The 21537-nt window shown below is 63.0% G+C and carries 19 protein-coding genes and 1 pseudogene; 7 read left to right on the forward strand and 13 right to left on the reverse strand.

The window, feature by feature from the left end:
• Nucleotides 1-21: 21 nt before the first annotated feature.
• The 12 genes from H2O14_RS24535 to H2O14_RS24590 form a co-directional block, all read right to left on the reverse strand.
• The gene (locus H2O14_RS24535; RefSeq protein ID WP_182829975.1) at nucleotides 22-270 is read right to left on the reverse strand and encodes a hypothetical protein; all 249 of its coding nucleotides are present in this window, start codon (nucleotides 268-270) and stop codon (nucleotides 22-24) included.
• Nucleotides 270-734, reverse strand: coding sequence for a chemotaxis protein CheW (locus H2O14_RS26895; RefSeq protein WP_210275616.1), 465 nt, complete (start codon nucleotides 732-734; stop codon nucleotides 270-272). The genes H2O14_RS24535 and H2O14_RS26895 overlap by 1 nt, the downstream gene beginning before the upstream one ends.
• Nucleotides 731-3040: a chemotaxis protein CheA gene (locus H2O14_RS29115; protein ID WP_210275617.1), complete on the reverse strand. Its 2310-nt coding sequence runs from the start codon at nucleotides 3038-3040 to the stop codon at nucleotides 731-733. Before H2O14_RS29115 ends, H2O14_RS26895 begins: the two co-directional genes overlap by 4 nt.
• Nucleotides 3037-3408, reverse strand: coding sequence for a response regulator transcription factor (locus H2O14_RS24550; RefSeq protein ID WP_182829976.1), 372 nt, complete (start codon nucleotides 3406-3408; stop codon nucleotides 3037-3039). Before H2O14_RS24550 ends, H2O14_RS29115 begins: the two co-directional genes overlap by 4 nt.
• Nucleotides 3405-4262 (reverse strand): protein-glutamate O-methyltransferase CheR, encoded by an 858-nt coding sequence (locus H2O14_RS24555; protein WP_182829977.1) that lies wholly within the window; start codon nucleotides 4260-4262, stop codon nucleotides 3405-3407. The genes H2O14_RS24550 and H2O14_RS24555 overlap by 4 nt, the downstream gene beginning before the upstream one ends.
• Entirely contained in the window at nucleotides 4259-4855 is a 597-nt protein-coding gene (locus H2O14_RS29120) for a HEAT repeat domain-containing protein (RefSeq protein ID WP_210275618.1), read from the reverse strand. The genes H2O14_RS24555 and H2O14_RS29120 overlap by 4 nt, the downstream gene beginning before the upstream one ends.
• Nucleotides 4856-4916: 61 nt before the next feature.
• A complete protein-coding gene (cheB, locus tag H2O14_RS24565) occupies nucleotides 4917-5972 on the reverse strand; it encodes a chemotaxis-specific protein-glutamate methyltransferase CheB (protein ID WP_246697794.1) in 1056 nt (351 codons plus the stop codon).
• A 47-nt stretch (nucleotides 5973-6019) separates the two neighbouring features.
• Nucleotides 6020-7561 carry a chemotaxis protein CheW gene (locus H2O14_RS24570; RefSeq protein WP_182829979.1) on the reverse strand — a complete coding sequence of 514 codons (1542 nt, stop codon included), beginning with the start codon at nucleotides 7559-7561 and terminating at the stop codon, nucleotides 6020-6022.
• Nucleotides 7562-7573: 12 nt separating this feature from the next.
• Nucleotides 7574-9460: a methyl-accepting chemotaxis protein gene (locus tag H2O14_RS24575; RefSeq protein WP_246697795.1), complete on the reverse strand. Its 1887-nt coding sequence runs from the start codon at nucleotides 9458-9460 to the stop codon at nucleotides 7574-7576.
• 283 nt (nucleotides 9461-9743) lie between these two features.
• Nucleotides 9744-11060 (reverse strand): methyl-accepting chemotaxis protein, encoded by a 1317-nt coding sequence (locus H2O14_RS24580; protein WP_182829981.1) that lies wholly within the window; start codon nucleotides 11058-11060, stop codon nucleotides 9744-9746.
• Nucleotides 11061-11083: 23 nt separating this feature from the next.
• Nucleotides 11084-11452 carry a response regulator gene (locus H2O14_RS24585; RefSeq protein ID WP_182829982.1) on the reverse strand — a complete coding sequence of 123 codons (369 nt, stop codon included), beginning with the start codon at nucleotides 11450-11452 and terminating at the stop codon, nucleotides 11084-11086.
• 260 nt (nucleotides 11453-11712) lie between these two features.
• Nucleotides 11713-12705, reverse strand: a complete 993-nt coding sequence (locus H2O14_RS24590; protein ID WP_182829983.1) for an AraC family transcriptional regulator — start codon at nucleotides 12703-12705, stop codon at nucleotides 11713-11715.
• 118 nt (nucleotides 12706-12823) lie between these two features.
• Here H2O14_RS24590 and H2O14_RS24595 point away from each other — a divergent pair, with 118 nt between their 5' ends.
• From H2O14_RS24595 to H2O14_RS24605, 3 genes are all read left to right on the forward strand, one after another.
• A complete protein-coding gene (locus H2O14_RS24595) occupies nucleotides 12824-13594 on the forward strand; it encodes a 3-hydroxyacyl-CoA dehydrogenase (RefSeq protein WP_182829984.1) in 771 nt (256 codons plus the stop codon).
• Between the two features lie 10 nt (nucleotides 13595-13604).
• Nucleotides 13605-14795 carry an acetyl-CoA C-acyltransferase gene (locus H2O14_RS24600; protein ID WP_182829985.1) on the forward strand — a complete coding sequence of 397 codons (1191 nt, stop codon included), beginning with the start codon at nucleotides 13605-13607 and terminating at the stop codon, nucleotides 14793-14795.
• An 85-nt stretch (nucleotides 14796-14880) separates the two neighbouring features.
• Nucleotides 14881-15999 carry a branched-chain amino acid ABC transporter substrate-binding protein gene (locus tag H2O14_RS24605; protein ID WP_182829986.1) on the forward strand — a complete coding sequence of 373 codons (1119 nt, stop codon included), beginning with the start codon at nucleotides 14881-14883 and terminating at the stop codon, nucleotides 15997-15999.
• Nucleotides 16000-16060: 61 nt separating this feature from the next.
• Here H2O14_RS24605 and H2O14_RS24610 read toward each other — a convergent pair whose 3' ends face one another.
• Nucleotides 16061-16918 (reverse strand): LysR family transcriptional regulator, encoded by an 858-nt coding sequence (locus tag H2O14_RS24610; RefSeq protein WP_182829987.1) that lies wholly within the window; start codon nucleotides 16916-16918, stop codon nucleotides 16061-16063.
• A 99-nt stretch (nucleotides 16919-17017) separates the two neighbouring features.
• Between H2O14_RS24610 and H2O14_RS24615 the strand changes: the two genes are divergently transcribed.
• The 4 genes and pseudogenes from H2O14_RS24615 (at nucleotide 17018) to H2O14_RS24630 (ending at nucleotide 21516) form a co-directional block, all read left to right on the forward strand.
• Nucleotides 17018-18355, forward strand: a complete 1338-nt coding sequence (locus H2O14_RS24615) for an aspartate aminotransferase family protein (RefSeq protein WP_182829988.1) — start codon at nucleotides 17018-17020, stop codon at nucleotides 18353-18355.
• Nucleotides 18356-18367: 12 nt separating this feature from the next.
• On the forward strand, nucleotides 18368-18829 hold the full coding sequence (locus H2O14_RS24620; protein WP_182829989.1) for a cobalamin B12-binding domain-containing protein: 462 nt from the start codon (nucleotides 18368-18370) through the stop codon (nucleotides 18827-18829).
• Nucleotides 18826-19818, forward strand: coding sequence for a methylmalonyl Co-A mutase-associated GTPase MeaB (gene meaB, locus H2O14_RS24625; RefSeq protein WP_182829990.1), 993 nt, complete (start codon nucleotides 18826-18828; stop codon nucleotides 19816-19818). Before H2O14_RS24620 ends, meaB begins: the two co-directional genes overlap by 4 nt.
• Nucleotides 19739-21516, forward strand: a pseudogene (locus H2O14_RS24630) (methylmalonyl-CoA mutase family protein). The gene meaB and the pseudogene H2O14_RS24630 overlap by 80 nt, the downstream one beginning before the upstream one ends.
• Nucleotides 21517-21537 lie beyond the last annotated feature (21 nt).

Genomic DNA, 21537 nt, shown 5'->3' on the forward strand with positions numbered 1-21537 from the left:
GCTCCTGTCCTGAGCTTGTCGTCATAGCTTGGCTGGGCCGCCTGTCAGGCGCTGGAGGGCTTGGGCGCTGAAGCGATCGTCGGGAAGCGTTGTCACGCGGACGCCGGAGGCGACGATGGCCTGGAAGGCTGCGGCATGCAGATGGGTGACGCCGGTCATATCCAACTCCGACTTGGAGTTGCCGATCAGCCACTGGAAAATCTCCTCGGCCTCTTCCACGGTGCAGTTGCCCGACAGGACGGTCTTTTTCTTGAGTTTGCGTATCGGCATCACAACAACTCCTTCAGGTTTAGCACCAGCAATACGCTGCCGTCGCCCAGCAGGGCGCTGCCGCTGAAGCCTCGGATATTGGCGAGCGGGCCTTCCAGCGGCTTGAGGATGACGTCGATCGTCTGGGCGAAGCCATCCACGATGATCCCGACCGTCTGGCCGGCGACGCGCACCACCAGGATCGCATATTCATCATCCGCGTTGGGCTGTGCTGCGCTGGCGCAGCGGAGCAACTGGCTGGCGTCATAGAGTGGCACGATCCGTCCGCGCAGCACCGCGGTGCGCTGAGCCTTGAAGGCGTGGATGTCCCTGCTGGCCACGCGCACCGTCTCGACCACGCTTTCCATCGGCACGCCGTAATGTTGCTCGGCGATCTGGACCATCATCACGTTCGAGACGCTCATCGACAGAGGCAGCGACAACAGAATGCGGGTTCCTTTGCCCTTCTCGCTGGTCAGCCTCACCTGGCCGCCGACTTTTCGAGGCTGGACTTGACGACGTCCATGCCGACGCCGCGGCCGGAGAGATTCGATATTTGGTCCGCGGTGGAGAATCCGGCGGCGAACACCAGCTGGACGGCCTCCGCGTCGGTCAACGTCTCGAGCCGCGCCTCATCGATCAGCCCCTTTTCGAAGGCCTTCCGCTTGACCACGTCGGGGTCGATGCCTTTGCCGTCGTCCTCGATCTCGATGAGGACGCGGTCGTCTTCCTGGCTCGCGCGCACCGTCAGTCGGCCTTCTTCTGCCTTGCTGTTGGCGCGGCGCACTTCCGGGGTCTCCAAGCCATGGTCCAGGCTGTTGCGCAGAATATGGATCATCGGATCGGACAGGGATTCGACGATGTTCTTGTCGGCTTCGGTTTCCTCTCCTTCGACAACCAGCTTCACGACCTTGCCGAGCTGACGGGCGACATCGCGCACCAGACGGGGAAAGCGTTGAAACACCGCGCCGACTGGCAGCATACGCACCTGCATGATGCCGTCCTGCATTTCCTCGGCGATACGGTTGATGATCGCATATTGCGACTTCAGTTCCCTGCTGAGTTCACGCGAGCCAAAGTGGTCTTCCGCCCGGGCGGCGAGATAAGGCAGCGCATTCTTGGCCACGACCATTTCACCGATCAGTTCCATCAGCCGATCGACCTTTTCCTGCGGCACCTTGAGGACACGAACGCCCCGATCGCCTCCGCCGGGCTCGGTTGTTCTGCGCCCGGCCTCGCCGACGTCGGGACCCGGCAGGGCCTGTGGCGCCGTAGCGCCGCTCATGGCCGTCTCGAGCGCCCGCTCTGGCGTCGCCCGCAGTTTCTCTTGGGCCGGTAGAACGCCTTCCATGGTCTCGAGCGCGGGCGCCAGGGTAGGCGCAGCCGCTCTTTCCCTGACGATCGTATCGCCGGTCCGGATGTCCTCTATGAAGGCGAGAAGCGGCTCGACCTCGCCGGATTGCTGCGCACGCCGTGTCGCGTCGTCGAGCCGTTCCATCACGTCCACGCGTCCGGCCACCGTCAGCAGACTGGCCAGGACGTTGCGAGCCGAAAGGACGCGCCCCGGCCGTTCTGAGGCATGGGCCGAGCACGACAGCATCGACGCCTGCGCGCCGACGAGATCATTCCAGGCTTCGAGGTCGTCGCTATCGAGCGACGGCAGCGGCGGAGTCTGGGGCCGAACGACATCGTCGGCTTGATCCTCGACGTCCGGCTTCTCCGCGGCCGCCGCCATTTCAGGCAGTGACTTCCAATCCGGGAGTTCATCGGCTGCGAGCGCATCCACGAGATACGAGATCGTATCGCGAGGGACGCCGGCATCCAGCAGCCGTTGCAGCCAGCGCAGACCCGAAGCGGCGCGCAACACGGGATTGATCATGTCCAATGCGGCGTCGACTGCAGCTCGCAGGCCTGCAAGATCGTCGGCCGCCAAGCGTTCGCGCGCCTCCTCGATGAATATCGGACCGATCATCGAATTCTGCTCCAGTTCTTCGCCGCCGGCGGGCAAAGCCAGGGCGAAGACGGGCATGTCGTAGATTGCGATCTGGTCCGGGACATATCGGAAGTGATGTTCGATGGCCTCCCGGTCGGCTGAACTGACCAGGTCGAATTGAAGATTGCAGCGGTAGACGTCGAGCGCGTCGGCGTCGGGCCAAGGATCCGGCGCGATGACGTCGAACAGCACCATCCCGGGCGAATTGCGTATCAGGAGCAGCGGGTCCTCGCCCTTGAAGAAACAATCGGGCTCAGGGCGATACCGGACCGCGATCGACAGGTCGACGCCTCCAAACGCGTCGAAAGCGGAAGCCCGTTCGTCATCGGCAATTCTCGCCAGCCATGTCCAGTCCGACGGCGGCGGCATCGCCTCGGGTTCTTCCAGATGCGCGTCGACATCGATATCGTCACGCTTCGGAAGCAGGCGTCGAAGACTGGCGGCGATCTCGCTCGACGGTTGCAGGTATCTCTGCGGAATCGTCCCGTCGTCGCCGACGTCGTTGAGCAGATTGCTGACGAAATCCATCGCGTCCAGCAAGGCGTCGGTGAGTTCCGGATCCATTTCTAGGCTGTGGTCGCGGACGCGATCCAGCAAGTCCTCGGCGGCGTGCACGACGCTGGTGAGGATCGGCATGTCGAACAGACCGGAATTCCCTTTAAGCGTGTGAACCGCCCGAAATATCTCGCCGATCAAGACTTCGTTGCCCGGGCGTTCCTCCAACAGCAGCAGTTTATCACCGATTTGTTCGAGGAAGTCGCGCGCCTCGATCAGGAATTGCTCGAGAAGCGGGCTCACTGGACGTCTCCCGTCAGAAGATTGGCGACGCGCGCCAGGGCGCTCGGCTTGGTAGGTTTGGTCATGTAGTAATTGGCGCCGGCCGACCACGCAGCTTTGCGATCCTTCGCCTCGGCCTCGGTGGAGACCATGATGGCCGGAGCCTGATGGAGATCCGCATGGGAGCGCAATTCGCGCAGAAAGCGGTAGCCGTCCATCTTGGGCATATTGACGTCGACGACGAACAGATCGTAGCGCTTGGCGAGAGCCTTTTCGAGCGCCTCGACGCCATTGATGCATTCGTCGACGGCAAAGCCCGCATCGGTCAGGATCTGGCGATGATACATGCGCACGGTCGTCGCATCGTCGATAATCAACGCTTGTTTCATGCGAATGCATCTCCTGTGAGGGGCTTCTGATAGACGATCGTGCTGCCGAAACGGCGCACCTTGAACAGGCTGGAAATACGGCTCATCGATTCCGAATGGCCGAGGCATATGAAGGCGCCGGGGCTCATGGTTTCATAGAAGGCCTCGGCCGCTGCGCGCCGGGACATGTCGTCGAAATAAATGAGCAGGTTGCGGCAGAAGATCACGTCGATGCGGGTGAATCGAGCGACATCGGCCGGCTGATTGAGGTTGGCGCGGAGAAATTCGACGGAATCGCGCAGATCCTGGCTGATCTGCCAGTTGCCGTCGCGCAGCTTGGTGAAGTATTTCTTCAACTGGTGCGGCGGCACGCCCTGGACGGAGCGGGGCGAATAAATCCCCGTACGCGCGTTCGCCAGGATCGAGGTGTCGATGTCGGATCCAAGGATCTCGACATCGTAGCGATCGATATGCGGCCAATGCTCCATGAGATGGATCGCAAGCGAATAGGGTTCTTCGCCGGACGAGCAGGGCATGGACCATATGCGGATCGGATCGTTGGCGCTCTTGTAGCGGACGACCTCGGCCAATATGGAATCCGTCAGACAATCGAATTGATACGCTTCGCGGAAGAAGTAAGTTTCGTTGACGGTCATCAGATTGGTGAGGATCTGCGTCTCGCTGCCCGTCGGATTCAGCCGGAGCAGGCGAAAGTAGCCGTTGAAGTCCTGTGTTTCCGTTGCTGCGATGCGATCTGAAAGCCGTCTGTCGACAAAGTACCGCTTGCTGGCGTCGAAGTGTATTCCGGTGCGACGGTAGAAATATTCGGCAAATCGAGTGAAATCGTCGGCGGAGATCGCCTTCGTAGTGCTCATGTGGAACCCTCGATGCGCCTGAGGGCGTTCTCGGCGGAAAATGCGATGAACGGCTCTTCGCCAAATCTGGCGACTGCCCGGCGCAAAGGCTCGACCGCTGCGGTGGTGCCGACCTCGTTCAAGAGATCCAGCGCGGTGCCGACGACGTTGATATTGGCGTCCATGGTGATTACGGCGATCAGCCAATCCTCGACGGCCGGATGACGCAGGGCTTCCAGGACGTTGACGAGGAAGATGCGAACATCGGGGTCGGGGTCGTCGAGCAGCGCCTCCATACGCGGCGCGACGTCGGAAGGCAGCTCCTTGAGGATGTCGATGGCGATGTTGCGCAGCGCCGCATCATCCGATCTCAGCAGCGGCATCAGTCCGTCCACGACGGCTTCGCCGCCCAGATGGGCCAACTCGACGGCGATGACCTCGCGACAAGCCCGCTCGTCATCCGCAGCCAGCGCAATGCACAGCGCGTCGACCGCGGCCCGCCCGCCACGCGCCGAAAGCGCCCGGATCGCGGCCAGGCGTTCGCCGAGGCTCCCCGCGCTCAACACGGCGATCATCTCCTCCAGAGGGCGAGGGTCGGCAGCGTCTGCATCCACCCTGCTATCCGCCTCCGGTGCTTTCGGTTTCTTGATCGGCATTTGGTCGGTCCTTTGAAAATCAATGCGCCCGGCTGACCCATTGGCGGATTTGCTGGGCAATCTTGCCGCTCGGCAGAACGCAGCCCGCCCCGCCGCGCTTGATCAATTCGGCCGGCATGCCGAACACCACGGCGGTTTCCTCGCTTTCGGCGACGGTGCGCCCTCCGGCGCTCTTCAATTCGGTCATAGCCTGGGCCCCGTCATGTCCCATGCCGGTCAGCTGGACGGCGATCAGGTTTTGCGCCGGCACGTTTTCGAGCGCGGTCTGGACCATCAGCTCGACCGAAGGATGCCAAGTGTAGTGCGGCGATTCCGGTCGGTTCATGACGATGAGCTTGCCCGTTCGCTGGGCGACGACCATGTCCGAGCCGCCGCGCGCTATGTAGACGCGGCCCGGCCGCAGCTCTTCCATGCTGACGCTCTCCCTGACGTCCAGGCTGCAAAGACCGTTCAGTCGCGACGCCAGGGACGCGGTGAACGACGCCGGCATATGCTGGGCGACCAGAACAGGCCATGGCAGATCAGCCGGCAGGTTGGGCAGAATCTCCTCGAGGGTTCGAGGACCACCCGTCGACACGCCGATCAGCACCAACCCGAACGGACTGCCGCTGGCCGAATAGATCCGCCTGCGCGGCGCCGCCGGTTCGACGACGGAGGTTCGCGCCGGCCGCGGGGCGGCTGGTTGCGGCGCCTCTGCGCCACGACCGGGGCGCCCGCGAATGCGTGCATTGGCGGCGGTCCGCACCTTCTCGACGATGCTGGAGGCGATCGCGTCGATGCTCAGCGAGATCGTCCCACCCGGCTTGGGAACATAGTCGACTGCGCCCAGAGCGAGGGCTTCGAGCGTCGCCAGCGCCCCTTTCTCGGTCAGGGACGACACCATGACGGTCGGGGTGGGCCGCTCCGTCATGATGTGCGAAAGAGCGGTCAGGCCGTCCATAACCGGCATATTGATGTCGAGCGTGACGACATCGGGTTTGAAGATCGCCAGTTCCTCCAGAGCCTCCTGACCCGTTCGGGCGATCTGGACGTCGAACCCTTGCTCGGTCAGCAGGGACGTCAGGTGTTTTCGCATCAGAGCGGAATCGTCTACGACCAGAACTTTCAGAGGCATTGGAACGACTAAGCCTCCAGATCCGCGAGTTCCGTCTCCGTGAGCAGCGCGTCCGGATCCATCAACATGATCATCCTTTTCTGCTTCTCAAGGTTGGCGACGCGACCGAGGATGCGGTGTTGATCGAGCGACAATTTGGGCGAAGGCTCGATGGCGTTGCGCGGAATCTTGAGGACCTCCGTCACCGAGTCGACGATGAAGCCCGTGCGTTTGCCGTTCAGCGCATAGACCATGATCCGCTGACGGTCGTTCCTCTCGATATCGTCGAGATCGAGCCGCCGGCGCTGGTCTATCACCGGCAGAACGGCGCCCCGGAGATTGATGACGCCGACGACGAAGGTCGGCGCCTTCGGAACGCGCGTCAGGCTTTCGGGCACCCGAACGATTTCGTGCACCGCCGCGATCGGCACGCCGAACTCCTCGCTGCCCAGACGGAAGACGACGACCTGTTCCTCGTCTTCCGGCGCGTCGTGATCATCCACTTCGAAATCGGCGTCGTGCATGTCCCTCTCCATTTCTGTGGCCGTCGCCAGTGCGTTCTTCATGTCCGCATTGGCGAACATCCGGTTGGTGTCGAGCACAGAGACCAGCCGTTTGCCGCCATCCAGCCTACAGACGGCCGAGATTTCCTCCAGACCGCCCCGACCGGATAGGATCTTGGGAAGGGTGTCGGCCTGCTGACGCGAAACCCTGAGAACTTCGTCGACGGAGTCCGCCACGACGCCGACGGCTTGGCCTTCGCCGAGGCCGAGCACGATGATGCGCTGAGTTTCGTCCTCGTCGGTTTCTGCGAGGCCGAGCAACGCTCGAAGGGACACGAGCGGCAGCAGCCGCTCGCGCAATGTCATCAGACCGAGTACATGGACCGGCGCATTCGGTATGGCGACCACGCGCTCGGGCATCTGGACGATTTCCTGAACGGCGGCGATATCGGCGGCATATTCCTGCTTTTCGACCTTGAAGGACACCAACTGCATCTCGTCGGTGTCCCGCTCCTCTTCGGCGGCCTCTTCCGAGGGGTCCAGATCCGAGGATGCGACGAGGTTGGCCTGACGACCATCGATCGCGGTGCCGGCGAATTCGCGGGCGATCAATTCGGCGAAATCGAGGATCATGACGATCTCGCCGTTGGCCATCTTGACGACACCGGTCAGCAGTCTTGCATCGACGCTCGCTCCGATGGACGAAGCCGGTTCGATATCGGCCTGATCCACGGCGATGACGCTCGCAACCCGGTCGACGACGAAGCCCAGAGGGGTTCCCAGATTGATGACCAAAGCCCTCGTCGCGTCGGTGTCGCTGACATCCGCCAGCCCGAAGATGCGTCGCAGGTTGACGATCGGCAGGATTCGGCCCCGCAAATTTGCGAGACCGAGGAGCGATGGCGGGGCGAGCGGAACCTGCGCCAGCCCGGGCACACGAATGATTTCCTGAACCGGCGCCATGGGCGCGGCGAAGACTTCTCCCTCGACCGAAAACGTCACGAACTGATTGTCGCTGGTTTCGATCTCGGGCGCTTCTTCTGTCGAGACGACTTCATCAAAGGACATGGCGTGCTCCGATCACGCTGCTGTCTGCAATTCGTCGGCCAGGGAGGCGATCTCCTCGACGGCCTTGACGAGTTCCTCGGCGCCCTGGGACTGCTGTCGGGCAGCCGTCGACGCTTCCTCTGCAGCGCGTTCAGCTTGCTGGGAAGCAGCCGAGATCTGGTCGATGCCCCGCTTGGTCTGAGCGACCGCGGCGGCAATTTCGTTTGCGCTGGCGAGTATTTCCGATGCGCCGTTCTGCACGTCGGCGACTTCCACTTCGATGCTGACCAGGTTCGCAGTGGTCGTCTTGGCCTTTTCGACCTCGTCGAGCGCCGCTTCGACAATCTCGTCGAGATCGCGGCTCACGGCCTGGATCTGATCCTGCACCGATTTGACGAGATCCTTGATGCGGTCGGCGTTCTCGGCGGAATCCCGGGCGAGGTTGCGGATATCCGTTGCGACGACCGCAAATCCCTTGCCGAATTCGCCTGCGCGCGCCGCTTCGATCGAGCCGTTGACGGCCAGCATATTGGTCTGCACGGAGACCGTTGCGATCGCCTCGACGATTTTGTCGATCCGGCGCGAGACCACTGCGAGATCCTTGACCTGATTGATGCTCGTCCGCGTGGCTGTAGCCGAACCCTGGATGCCTTCGATCAGCTGGTCTACCGAGGTCTTGTTGGCGCCGAGCAGCGATTTCATGCTGGTGAGCCTGTCGACGCTGTCCGTGGCGCGGTTCTGAGCGATGTCGAGGCCTCGTTCGATCTGGCCCATGGCGGCGGCGGATTCGGCGGTTGCCGAAGCGGATGTCTGCGCACCGCGACGGATCTCGTCCAGCGCCGTCATCACCTGACTGGCGGAGCGGTTGATTTCCTGGATGGCGGAAGACAGCTCTTCCGACGACGACGCCATTTCCTCCGAACTCTTGGCGATGTCGGTCGAGTTCTTCAGATCCTCGGCAAGCTCGGTCAGCGCCTGGGCTGTCTGCTCGCATTCGGCGAGCGCCTGCGATTGCTCCTGCACCGATTTGGCCGACTCTTCGGCTGCGGCGGATTGTTCCTCGGCCGCGGCTGCGATTTCTTCGGAGCCCTTCAGGGCCTGGAGCGCGGCAGCGTTCGACTGCACGGCGCCAGCGGCGATTTCGCGGATGCCGGTGATGACGTCGATCGCGTCGGTGCGGATCTGGTCGAGCTGGGCAGTGATCATCTTGCCCTTTTCAATTTCGCCCTTGATGGAGTCCGCCGAGGTGTTGATCCCCGACGTGATCGCCTTGACGTCCACCTGTATCTGCCCCACGAGATCGGCGATCTGCTTGGCGGATTTTTCGGACGTTTCGGCGAGGGTGCGGACTTCGTCGGCGACGACTGCAAATCCCTTGCCGTGCTTGCCGGCCCTGGCAGCCTCGATCGCGGCGTTGAGCGCCAGAAGATTGGTCTGGTCGGCGATCCGGCCCACCGCCTTCACGATATCGCCGATATTGGCCGCCTGTTTTTCGAGCTCGGCGATCAACTCCACCGAAGCCTGCTGGCGAACCGCGGCGACGCCGACATTGGCGATCAGCACGCCGACATCTGCGCTCGTCCGCTGCACCAGCGCCTGGGTGCTTTCCATCTTGGTCTGGCCTACTTCGGATGCCCGCAGCTGACGCGTGATGGAATCGGTCATCTGCCGGCAAGCCACCAACGATTCCTGGGCTGCGTTCGACGCTTCCGAGGCGCCCGAGGCGATCTGGTCGGAGGCGCGCTTCAGCTCTTCGGCAGCCGATGCCGCCTCGTTGATGCCGGCCGAAATCTCGGCCGTCGCCGCGGCGATCCGTTCCGCGGCCTGTTGTTGCTTGGCCAATGTGCGAGCGCGCTTGCGCTGCTGGTCTGCGTCGCGCGACGCAGAGCCATTGCCGCGCGTCGAGGCGGGTGTGCTCATCGCGTCGCTAATCTGTTTCTGATATTTTTTAACAAGTGTCATCAATCGTCTCCGCCGAGTGGGCCTCTCAAAATGGCCAGCGGATGGTTTGATTTCGGAGCTTGTGCGAGCTTGTATTTATACTTGGAGATCGCTCGCGAAATAAGGAATATTGCATCCTGGAAACAGATATTCATTTGAAGTATAAATATATATTCGTTATATGTATTGAAAATAAATTAGTATATATGGGTATGGCGAGGGCGACTGCTTCTCCGGTCAGGGAAGTCTGATTGACTGTGCATTAGAAGAGCTCGATCATCGCGACCGGCGCTTCGTCGACAGAATTGTCGCTCAGGACCGTGTTGTGGATTTGCCTCTGTTCGCGCATGACATAGGACGACGAGAGCCGATCGAGCGTCTCGGCGAGCGCTGCCAGGCCTTTCAGCCTCGACGGCTCCAACAGCCCGTCGCGCACCGAACCGATATGCGACTTGACCTCCGTCGCCATCGAAATGACCTGCTCGATCTGCTGCCGAACGATATCCTGGAACTGGATGCTGCCCATCATGGCCATGATCGGTTCGGCGATATCCTCGTTCTCCGTCTTGACCCGAACGAGCACTTCGCGCTGGTGTTGAAGCAGCAGCATCAGATTGGTGGTCAGCAGTCCCAGCGCATCGGAGATGTTGTTCATCGCCGCCGTTTCGCTGTCCTGTCGCCGCTTGGACTGGTCCTCGAGGTCCGTGTTCACCGAGGACATAAGGCCCGACACGCGATCATGCACGTTGTCTGCCAAATGCTGTACTTCGCCCGCGAGCGATCGGATCTCCTGAGCGATGACCGAGAAACCCTTTCCGACCTCGCCGACCCGCGCCGCCTCGATCGAAACGTTCAGCGACAACATCGTCGTCTGCCGCGCGATCCGTTGGACGCCATTCAGCACGGTAAGGACGTTCTGGGTTTCGTCGGACAGGCGCTGCTGGAAGGCGACGGCGTCCGAGGCGGATTTCTCCTGCTGATCGCCGAGTTTGGCAAGGTGCTGCCGGCACCCCAGAAGCTGCTCTTCGATCTGGCCGAGAATGCGCTCGGAACTGTCGTTCGATCCGGCGCTCTTGAGGAAGTCCATCAGCGCGGTCACCCGGCCATCCACTTCGAGCAGGCTTGCGAGCAGGTTTTCTGCCGCATCCTGACTGACATTCGTCACCGACTGCAATTGCATCCGCAACAGATCGACATAGGCGGGATAGTCGTCGAGGCGGGTCGCCGCCAGAGCGAGGTCACCGCGGCTCGACTCCTGAGACGGTTGTGGCTTGGCGGGGAACGGAATGACATTGTCGTTGATCGCTTCTATGTCCGCATCCTTCTCTCCGGGTTCGGCAACCGCGCCCGTCTCCACTGCCGCGCGAAAATCGTCTGAGGCCTCGGAACGCCGTATGATGACGACGGGGTGACGTCTGCCGACAATAAACCCGCACAACAATCCGGCCAGCACCAGGCAAGCCCCAGCCATCGTCATCGCGATGCGGGGCGTCGCCGAATTGAGACAGGCGGCTCCAATGACGCCGCCCAAGGGAAATGCGAGCAGGACCTGTGGTCTGGTAAACCGGGAAACACGCATGGCCACTCTCTCATTTCATCGGCCTAAGCGGCCGTCACCTGGCGGACGACCTGCAAAAGGGCGGTCGGATCTACCGGCTTCACCAGCCATCCCGTGGCACCTGCCGCCTTGGCGGCCGCCCGTTTGTCTTGTTGCGAATCCGTGGTGAGGACCAGCATCGGCGTAAAACGCGTTTGAGGCAGCCGGCGTAGACGGGAAATCAACTCGACGCCATGCATGCCCGGCATATGGTAATCGGTTATGACCAGCGATGGCGACAGGCCGCGATTGACGCTGTCGATCGCGTCCTGGCCGTTCGACGCGGTCGAAAAGGAAAGCCCCGCCTTCGTGAGAATGCTGGAAAGGCTCGACAGCATGGTGGTGGAGTCGTCCACAAGCAGGATTGGTTTCATTGCCGTCCCCTAATGCAATGCTTCAATATCAGGATGCCTAGGGGCGCTCGCTCGGATCAAATCGGACAGGATTGACATGAACGAATGCCGGCTGGCGTCCGGCTCATCGGAACACGTGCACGACAAGTGGTTTATGATGGATTATGTCGCCGACGGCGAAACTCTTTTCCTGCACGTCGTCTAGAATATTGCATTCGCACAAGAATTCGGAACCAAATCGGCGCGTGTCGCGACCTGCGGGCCGATTGGGGCTGCGCCGCTCAACGCGCGCCCTGATCCCTGCGAAAGCGCGCCGGGCTCAGACCCGTCCACTTTCGGAACGCGCGGTGAAAGGCGCTCGGTTCGGAAAATCCGAGGGCGGTCGCGAGATCGGCGATGCCGGTGTTTCCTTCCAGAAGAGCCTCCGTCGCCAATGAACGCCGGATATCGTCCTTGATCGAGCGATAGGTCTGGCCTTCGAGCTGCAATCTGCGGCGCAAAGTCGGTGCGCTCATGCGCAGGCGGGCGGCAAGCAGGTCGAAAGTCGGCCAGGTCGCGGGCGTAGTCGCCCTCAACCTTTGGCGGATGGCGGCCGAGAGGCCTTCGTCATGGCGGTAGCGGACGAGGATGTTTGCCGGCGCGTGGCGCAGGAATTCCCGCAATGCGCGTTCATCGCGGATCGGCGGCAGTTTCAGGAATTCCGCGTCGAAGACCAGCCGCGTCTGCGGTTGGTCGAAACGGACCGGCGCCCCGAAGAACAGGCGATAGTCGGCGCCGACGGCCGGCGCGCCACAACGAAAATCCACCCAGCGGATCGGCAGCCGACGGCCGACGAGCCAGCAATTGACGCCATGCACGATGATCCAGAACGTCCGGTAGGCAAAGGCCGAGCGGACGGATCCGGCATCCTTCAGCACGATCTGCGCCAGTCCATCCTCAACGACCAACTCGCCATGCGGATCGTCCAGCGCCACGCGCAGGAAGCGGAGCGCGCGCCTGAGCGCATGTTCCAACGTTTCCGTCGACAGGATGGCGTGGCAGAGCAGGGCGAAGCTTCCTGCGCGCATCGGGCGCGCGCCTTCACCGAAGAACTCGTCGTCCATTTCGCGCGCCACAGCGCGCCAGAGAGCGCCATACTGTTCCGACGAGATGGGGTCGCTGATCGTGCCCGACAGGCCGACCCGGGCCAGCAAGGGCGCAGCGTCGACGCCATGACGGCGCAGACAATCGAGCGTGTCGTCCATGAAACAGGGGGCGATCATCCGGCGTTCCATCATCCGTCTCCTGTGGCGAACATGGCAAAAGCGATCAAGGAAACTCGCATCTCCTGTCATTGTATACCACTTTTCTTCGCCGCAACATGTGTCGATGGCATGGGGTGTGAGAGCGGGAATGAAAATCAAGGAACAGGTCTTTGTCGTCACGGGCGCCGGCTCCGGTCTGGGCAGGGCCGTCGCCCGGATGCTGGTCGCCGAGGGCGGTCGCGTTCTCGGCATCGATGTCGATCCCGCGCCCGGAGAAGACTTTGTGGCGGAACTCGGCGACAGCGTCAGGTTCAGCGCCGGCGACGTGACGGTGGAGCGCGATGTCGCCGAGGGCCTGGAGCTCGCGCGACGTCATTTCGGCGGCGAGATTCACGGTCTGGTCAATTGCGCCGGCGTGGCGCCGGGCGAAAAAGTGCTGGGGCGGAAGGGGCCGCACTCGTTGGAGAGCTTCGCCCGGGTCGTGTCGATCAATCTCGTCGGCACGTTCAACATGATGCGCCTGGTCGCCGATGTGATGGCGAAACAAGAGCCGGATGGAGACGGCGAACGCGGCCTCATCGTCAATACTGCGTCGATCGCCGCCTTCGACGGCCAGATCGGGCAAGCCGCCTATGCGGCCTCGAAAGGCGGGGTTGCCGCGCTCACTCTGCCGGTGGCGCGCGAGCTCGCGCGTCATGGCATCCGTGTCGTGACAGTTGCGCCGGGCCTGTTCGAGACGCCGATGGTGGCGGGCATGCCGCAAGAGGTGCAGGACGCCCTCGGAGCCAGCGTGCCCTTTCCGCCGCGCCTCGGCCGACCGGAGGAGTTTGCCGCCCTCGTCAAGCATATTTGCGAAAACACGATGCTCAACGGCGAGGTGATCCGTCTCGACGGAGCCCTGCGCATGGCGCCGCGCTAAGGAGATGGAGATGAACAACGCCGATCCAGTTGTCGTCGTCGGGGCCGCGCGCACGCCGCTCGCGGGCTTCCAGGGCGAGTTGAAGGATGTCGTCGCCTCCGAGCTCGGAGCGATCGCGATCCGGGCCAGCCTCGAACGCGCCGGCCTGCAGCCCGATGCCGTCGACGAAGTCCTGTTCGGCTGTGTGCTGATGGCGGGGCAGGGGCAGGCTCCTGCCAGGCAGGCGGCGCTCGGAGCCGGGTTGCCGGCTTCAGTCGGCGCCGCCACGATCAACAAGATGTGCGGCTCCGGCATGAAGGCGGTCATGCTCGCCCATGACCTGATCACCGCCGGCAGCATCGGCGTTGCGGTCGCGGGCGGAATGGAGAGCATGTCCAACGCGCCCTATCTGCTCGATCGGGCGCGGGCGGGCTATCGAATGGGCCATGGCAGGATCGTCGACCATATGTTCCTCGATGGCCTCGAGGACGCCTATGATCGCGGGCGGCTGATGGGCGCCTTCGCCGAGGATTGCGCCGACGCCTACCAATTCACGCGCGACGATCAGGATGCCTTCGCTTTGTCTTCGCTGGAAAAGGCCCAGCGGGCGATGCGCGACGGCGGTTTTGCGGAAGAAATCGCGCCCGTGGCCCTTAAGGCGAAATCCGGCGTCTCGATGATCATCGAGGACGAGCAGCCGCGCAAGGCGCGGGTCGACAAGATCCCGACCCTGAAGCCCGCCTTTCGCGACGGCGGCACGGTCACGGCGGCCAATGCGTCGTCGATTTCGGATGGCGCGGCGGCGCTGGCGCTCATGCGCCATTCGACGGCGGAGAGCAGGGGCCGCGCGCCGCTCGCGTTGATCCGCGGACATGCGACCTACGCCGATAGACCCGAGCTTTTCCCGACAGCGCCGATCGGCGCCGTCAGAAGCCTCTGCGACCGCATCGGCTGGGCGATCCGAGACGTCGATCTGTTCGAGATCAACGAAGCGTTCGCCGTCGTGCCGATGGCGGCGATGCGCGATCTCGACCTGCCCGCGGACAAGATCAACATTCACGGCGGCGCCTGCGCCCTCGGTCACCCCATCGGCGCCTCGGGAGCCAGGATCATCGTCACGCTGGTCTCCGCGCTCCGAAGGCATGGTCTCAGGCGCGGAGTGGCGGCGGTCTGCATCGGGGGCGGCGAGGCGACGGCGATCGCCGTCGAGGCGGCGGCCTGATCCACACTCGGTTTGCTTCGTTCGGGCCAGGCGGGCGCCGCAACGAAGCGTTTTCAACGGCCCGCTGCGATACTGGGAGGCATTCATGCGAAAGTCACTTCTGTCCTCGGCCGTGATCACGGCGTTGGTCGCCTTCAGCGGAACGGCGTGGGCCGATATGGTGATCGGAGTTGCGGGTCCGATGACCGGTCCGAACGCCGCGTTCGGCGCGCAATTGCTCAAGGGCGCCGAGCAGGCTGCGGCCGATATCAACGCGGCCGGCGGGGTTCTGGGTCAGCAGATCAAGGTCGTGGTCGGCGACGACGTCTCCGATCCCAAGCAGGGCATCTCCGTGGCCAATAAATTTGTGGGCGAAGGCGTAAAATATGTCGTCGGCCACTTCAATTCCGGCGTTTCGATCCCCGCCTCAGACGTCTATGCCGAAAATGGAGTGCTTCAGATCACGCCGGCCTCGACCAATCCGCAATATACCGAGCGCGGTCTGTGGAACACCTTCCGCACCTGCGGTCGCGACGATCAGCAGGGCACCGTGGCGGGCGATTATATCGCCGATCATTTCAAGGATGCGAAGATCGCGATCGTTCACGACAAGACGCCCTATGGCCAGGGTCTCGTCGATGTCGCCAAGAAAGTGCTGAACGACAAGGGAATCAACGAGGTCGTCTATGAGGGCATCAACAGCGGCGAAAAGGACTTCTCGGCGCTCATCGCCAAGATGAAGGAGAATGGCGTGTCGCTGATCTATTTCGGCGGCCTGCACACCGAGGCGGGACTCATCATTCGACAATCCACGGATCAGGGTCTGAAGGCGACGCTGTTTTCAGGCGACGGAATGGTGTCGAGCGAGCTGGCGTCGATCGCCGGAGACGGCGTGGTGGGCACGCTGAACACCTTTGCGCCCGATCCTCGCAGAAACCCCGCCGCCAAGGATATCGTCGAGCGGTTCCGCGCTTCAGGCTTCGAGCCGGAAGCCTACACGCTCTATTCCTATGCGGCCCTGCAGATCATCGCCGCCGCAATCGAGCGCACCGGATCTGCCGACGACGCCCAGAAGGTTGCCGAGGCCATCAAAGCCGGCGGTCCTTGGAAAACGGCGCTCGGCGACATAGGCTACGACGCCAAGGGCGACATCACCAGGCCGGACTACGTGATCTACGAATGGCGCAAGGGTGACGACGGCAAACCGACCTACTTCGAGAAATAACGATCGAGCGCATGATGGCGGATCGGCGCAGGCCGCAGGGGCAACCCGGCGGCCTGCGCTGCTATAGCGTCTTCAGCATCTTCCGGACATGCTCCGCGAAGGCATTCACAGGCGCGGATTGTTCGGCGTCCGGCAAGGCGACGAGAATGCCGAGATGCGGCAGTTTCGGGAGCGGTGCGCCAAGGATATGAAGGTCCGGCGGCACGGCCCCTTCGGTCATGACGCTGATGGCCAGGCCCGAGCGCGCTACTGCGATCAGGCCGGCGATGCTGTTGCTGGCGTAGGAGATGTTGTAGCGCAGGCCGGCGCCGTCCATCGCCTCGCAGGCGGCGCGATGATCCATGGCGTTCGACGCCGGAAGCGCCAGCGGAAGGATGGAGCCGAAATCCAGTTGCTCCACCGTCGGCTTGCCTCCCACCCAGACGAGCGGCTCCGTACGCACGATATTGACGGTGTCGCCCAGATTTGGCGTCGACACCAGGGCGATATCGACTTTTCTCGATTGCAGCAGGGCCTTGAGTTCCACGGTCGGGGCGGCGACGACTTTGATGTCGACATCGGGGTATTGGCGCCCGAAGCTCCGCAGCAGGCTGGGAAAGAAGGCCACGAGATAATCTTCCGGACAGCCGAAGATGATCGAGCCATGCAACCCTCTGCCCGAGAAGGCGGAGATGGCTTCGTCGTGCATTTTCAGGATGCGTTCGGCATGGATCAGGAAGCGCTCGCCGGCGCCGGTGAGACGCACGCCATTGCCGCTCCTGTGGAGCAAGGTCTGGCCGAGCGTCTCTTCCAGACGCTGCATCTGCATCGTGACCGCCGATTGCGTCCGTCCGACCTGGAGGGCGGTGAGGCTGAGCGAACCGGAATGCGCAGCGTGCACGAACGTCACCAGTAATTTTGGATCGAGCGGATTCCACATATCAATATTCCTTATATCGCAATCCAAGAACTATCAATTTTACACGATGTGGGCCAGCCGATAATCTTGCTCTCAATAGCGAACGGCCCGGAGGCGGAAATGTCGAACAATCAGGATTCCAGGTTTTGGGCGGCTGCGGACAAGCATCTGATCCGCTATGGCGGCAGCTTCGATCCTGCAATCATCGAGCGCGCGGAGGGTTGTTACGTTTACGACGCCGACGACAGGCCGATCCTGGACTTCACGTCCGGCCAGATGAGCGCGCTTGTCGGCCATTCGCATCCGAGAATCGTCTCGGCCGTCCAACGGCAGATGGGGAAGGTCGCGCATCTGTTCAGCGGTATGCTGTCGCGGCCGGTGGTCGATCTGGCGGAGCGCCTCGCTGCCCTGGCGCCCGGGTTGGATAAGGTGATCCTGCTCTCGACCGGCGCCGAATCCAACGAGGCAGCCATCCGGATGGCCAAGCTGGTGACGGGCAAGCATGAGATCGTCGCTTTTTCCAGGAGCTGGCACGGCATGACGGGCGCTGCGGCTTCCGCCACATACAGCGCCGGCCGCAAGGGCTACGGTCCGGGCATGGTCGGATCACTCGCGATCCCGGCGCCGAACGCGTTCCGTCCCCGTTTCAAGCATTCCGACGGCAGCCTCGACTGGAAGACGGAGCTGGACGATGCGTTCGACCTCGTCGACAGCCAGTCGACCGGCAGTCTCGCTGCATTCCTGGCGGAGCCGATTCTGTCGAGCGGCGGCATGATCGAATTGCCGGCGGGCTATCTCGCCGCGTTGAAGCAGAAATGCCGCGAGCGCGGCATGCTGTTGATCCTCGACGAAGCGCAGACCGGCATCGGCCGAACCGGCGACATGTTCGCCTTCCAGCGGGACGGTGTGACGCCCGATATCCTGACGCTGTCCAAGACCATCGGCGCCGGCCTGCCGCTCGCGGCGATGATGACGACGACGGAGATCGAAAAGGCCGCCCATGAACGCGGCTTTCTCTTCTACACCACCCATGTCTCCGATCCGCTGCCGGCCGCCGTCGGTCTCGCGGTGCTAGACGTGGTTGCCGAGGAACGGCTCGTCGAGCGAGCCGGCGTCGCCGGCAAGCGGCTGTTCGATGGATTGTCGGCGCTCAAGGACCGGTTCGAATGCGTCGGCGACGTGCGTGGTCGCGGACTGATGCTCGGGGTCGAGATCATCAAGGACGGCGGCGACAAGACTCCCGATCACGAACTCGGCAGCCAGATCGCCGCGGAGGCCTTCCGGCGCGGCCTGAGCATGAACATCGTCAAGCTGGCCGGCATGGGCGGCGTCTTTCGCATAGCTCCGCCACTGACGATTTCCGATGACGATATCGACAGGGGGCTCCGCATTATCGCGCAATCGATCGAGGCGGCGCTCGCAGCCCGGATGACGGCGCCCGGCATCGCCGCCGAATAGGACGATCGACACATGACAGACACGGATATGACGGCCCCGGCGTCCGGGGCCGCGACGAAGAGCCATGCGCCCGGCAAGATCCGGGTTCTCGTCGCCAAGCTCGGCCTCGACGGCCACGACCGGGGCGCCAAGGTGGTCGCGCGCATCCTGCGCGACGCCGGGATGGAGGTCGTCTATACCGGCCTCTACAAATCGCCGATCGAGGTCGTGAGGGCCGCGGTGCAGGAGGATGTCGACGTGATCGGGGTCAGCCTGCTCTCGGGCTCGCATGTGCCCCTGTTTCGAGAACTCGGCCGCTGCCTGCGCGAGGAGAAGGCGGAGCACATCTTCGTCGTCGCCGGCGGCGTCATTCCCGAACAGGACTATCCGGCTTTGCTCGATTGCGGCGTCGACGCGATCGTGCCCCAGGAAGCGCGCGCCGATCTGATTGTCACGACGATCATCGATCTCGTCTCCGCACGCGGTCAGATATGACGGCCGCGACGTTCACGAAAACGCCGCGGCGCACCCAGTATGTCCCGTCGATGGACCTCGTTCCCCAGGTTCTCGAAGGCCGGGTCTCCGCGATCGCGCGGATGATCTCGCGCGCCGAGTCCGCCTATCCCGAAGCCGCCGATGCGCTCGCGGAACTCTACAGGCGTGCGGGGCGCGCGCATGTCATCGGCGTCACCGGGGTTCCCGGCGCCGGCAAATCGACGCTCGTGTCCGCGCTCATCAAGGCGCTCGCCGTCGCCGGTCACAAGGTGGGCGTCGTCGCCGTCGATCCCAGCAGTCCGTTTTCCGGCGGCGCAATCCTGGGCGATCGCGTGCGAATGAGCGATGCAGCCGCGAGTTCGGGCGCCTATGTCCGCAGCATGGCGACACGCGGCCATCTCGGCGGCCTCGCCCGCGCGACGCTCGAGGCCGTCGATATTCTCGACAGCGCCGGCTACTCGCCCATCGTCATCGAAACGGTCGGCGTCGGTCAGGACGAAGTCGAGGTGGTGACCGCGGCGCATACCGTCGTCGTGCTCTCGGCTCCGGGGCTCGGAGACGACGTCCAGGCGATCAAGGCCGGCATCATCGAGATTGCCGATATCCATGTGGTCAGCAAGGCCGACAAGCCGGAGGCCGTCGCAACCGTCGCTGCGCTCAACGGAATGATGGCGCTGGGCGCCGGCAGGACCGATACGCGCTGGCGCCCGCCGATCATGGCGGTCAGCTCCGTCTCAGGCCAGCGTCTGGATGAGCTCGTCGAGACGATATCGGCGCATCGAGCGCATCTCGAAGAAAGCGGCGAGCTGGCGTCGCGGCGTCGCAGCATCGCCCGGACGCGCATTCTCGGCACGGCGCGGCAGATGTTCCAGCGGAAGTTCGACGAAGGGGACGACGGTCTGGAGAGACATGTCGACGCCGTTGTCTGCAGGACGATCGGGCCGACCATGGCCGCGAGGCGTCTTTTGGGATGGGAGGAGGAGACGTGAGCGACACGGGATTGTTTTCCGCCGAGGCTATCGAAAACATCGGCAAGCGTCGGGCCGAGTGGGAAGCGCGCGAGCTCGCTGCGGCTCTCAAAAGTCGGCCGGAGGAAAAACCGGTCTACGAGACCGAGAGCGGCATCCCCTCAAACGGCTCTATACCGCCGCCGACGTGGCGGATATCGCGCCGGAGGATCTCGGCTTTCCCGGCGCCTATCCCTTTACGCGCGGCGCCTATCCGACCATGTATCGCGGGCGACCCTGGACGATCCGGCAGGTCGCCGGCTTCGGCAATCCCGAGGCGACCAACCAGCGCTACAAATACATGATCCAGACCGGCCAGACCGGGCTTTCGACCGACTTCGATCTCCCGACGCTGCTCGGGCTGGATAGCGACGATCCCATGGCGTTTGGAGAAGTCGGCCGCGTCGGCGTTGCGATCGACACGGTGGATGATGATGTCGACAGGCTGTTCGACGGGATCGACCTCGAAACGATCTCGGTCTCCTCACCATCAACCCTTCGGCCTGGGTTATCTACGCCATGTTCGTCACCGTCGCCGAGAGACGCGGCTACGACCTCGGCAAACTGACCGGCACACTTCAGGCCGACCCGCTGAAGGAATATGTCGCGCAGAAAGAATGGATTTACCCGGTCCGGCCCGCCGTCCGGCTGCTCCGCGACCTCATCATGTACAGCGCCAAGGCGACGCCGAAGCTCAATCCGATCAGCCTCAGCGGCTATCATCTCTCCGATGTCGGCGGCAATGCGATCCAGGAAATCGCCTTCATCATGGCTTTCACCATCGCCTATTGCGAAGAGATCATCGAGGCCGGAATGGACATCGACGAATTCGCGCCGCGCCTGTCGTTCTTCTTCATCAGTCACCAGGATTTCTTCGAGCAGATCTGCAAATTCAGGGCCGCCAGGCGGGTCTACGCCAAGATCATGTCGGAGCAATTCCGGGCCAAGAAACCCGAATCCATGCGGTTGCGCGTCCATGTCCAAACCGCCGCGATGAGCCTGACCAAAATCGAGCATCACAACAATCTGATGCGGACGGCGATCCAGGCGCTCGGCGCGGTGCTGGGCGGCTGTCAGAGCATGCACACGAACGGTCTCGACGAGGCTTTCGCCATACCGACCGAAGAGGCGATGAAGCTCGCGATCCGGACCCAGCAGATCATCCGCGAGGAAATCAACGTCACGTCGGTCATCGATCCTCTCGGCGGCTCCTATTTCGTCGAAAGCCTGACGCGCGACATGGAGACCGAGATCTGGAAGGTACTCGACGAGGTGCGCGAGCGCGGCGGCGCCATCAAGCTCGTCGAGGAAGGATGGTTTCAGCAGAAGCTGGCGGACTCGGCCTATGCGACCTTCAAGAAGATCGATTCCGGCGAGAAAGTCTCCGTCGGCGTCAACAGGCATGTCGACGAGGCGAGCATCCAGGCCGAGGTCCATATCCACCCCTATGACGAGGAGTGCACCCAGCGGCAGATCGACCGCCTGAAGGCCGTGCGCGCCGGTCGGGACGGCGAGCGGGTGCAAAAGCTTCTGCATGAGCTCGCCGAGCACGCCAAGTCGGACGACATCAACCTGTTGCCCAAGACGATCGAGCTGGTCAAGGCGAAGGCGACGCTGGGAGAAATCTGCGGCGCGCTTCGGGGCGTCTGGGGCTCCTATGTCGAACCCATGATCGTGTGAGGAGAACATCACAGTGAAAGA

The sequence above is a fragment of the Rhizobium sp. G21 genome (assembly GCF_014158035.1).
Lineage (GTDB): Bacteria > Pseudomonadota > Alphaproteobacteria > Rhizobiales > Rhizobiaceae > Rhizobium_E.

Excerpts from the sequence above, each read along its gene's own strand:
- H2O14_RS24535 (WP_182829975.1), bottom strand. The coding sequence starts at position 270 with ATGCCGATACGCAAACTCAAGAAAAAGACCGTCCTGTCGGGCAACTGC.
- H2O14_RS24550 (WP_182829976.1), bottom strand. The coding sequence starts at position 3,408 with ATGAAACAAGCGTTGATTATCGACGATGCGACGACCGTGCGCATGTAT.
- H2O14_RS24555 (WP_182829977.1), bottom strand. The coding sequence starts at position 4,262 with ATGAGCACTACGAAGGCGATCTCCGCCGACGATTTCACTCGATTTGCC.
- cheB (WP_246697794.1), bottom strand. The coding sequence starts at position 5,972 with ATGCGAAAACACCTGACGTCCCTGCTGACCGAGCAAGGGTTCGACGTC.
- H2O14_RS24570 (WP_182829979.1), bottom strand. The coding sequence starts at position 7,561 with ATGTCCTTTGATGAAGTCGTCTCGACAGAAGAAGCGCCCGAGATCGAA.
- H2O14_RS24575 (WP_246697795.1), bottom strand. The coding sequence starts at position 9,460 with ATGAGCACACCCGCCTCGACGCGCGGCAATGGCTCTGCGTCGCGCGAC.
- H2O14_RS24580 (WP_182829981.1), bottom strand. The coding sequence starts at position 11,060 with ATGCGTGTTTCCCGGTTTACCAGACCACAGGTCCTGCTCGCATTTCCC.
- H2O14_RS24585 (WP_182829982.1), bottom strand. The coding sequence starts at position 11,452 with ATGAAACCAATCCTGCTTGTGGACGACTCCACCACCATGCTGTCGAGC.
- H2O14_RS24590 (WP_182829983.1), bottom strand. The coding sequence starts at position 12,705 with ATGGAACGCCGGATGATCGCCCCCTGTTTCATGGACGACACGCTCGAT.
- H2O14_RS24595 (WP_182829984.1), top strand. The coding sequence starts at position 12,824 with ATGAAAATCAAGGAACAGGTCTTTGTCGTCACGGGCGCCGGCTCCGGT.
- H2O14_RS24600 (WP_182829985.1), top strand. The coding sequence starts at position 13,605 with ATGAACAACGCCGATCCAGTTGTCGTCGTCGGGGCCGCGCGCACGCCG.
- H2O14_RS24605 (WP_182829986.1), top strand. The coding sequence starts at position 14,881 with ATGCGAAAGTCACTTCTGTCCTCGGCCGTGATCACGGCGTTGGTCGCC.
- H2O14_RS24610 (WP_182829987.1), bottom strand. The coding sequence starts at position 16,918 with ATGTGGAATCCGCTCGATCCAAAATTACTGGTGACGTTCGTGCACGCT.
- H2O14_RS24615 (WP_182829988.1), top strand. The coding sequence starts at position 17,018 with ATGTCGAACAATCAGGATTCCAGGTTTTGGGCGGCTGCGGACAAGCAT.
- H2O14_RS24620 (WP_182829989.1), top strand. The coding sequence starts at position 18,368 with ATGACAGACACGGATATGACGGCCCCGGCGTCCGGGGCCGCGACGAAG.
- meaB (WP_182829990.1), top strand. The coding sequence starts at position 18,826 with ATGACGGCCGCGACGTTCACGAAAACGCCGCGGCGCACCCAGTATGTC.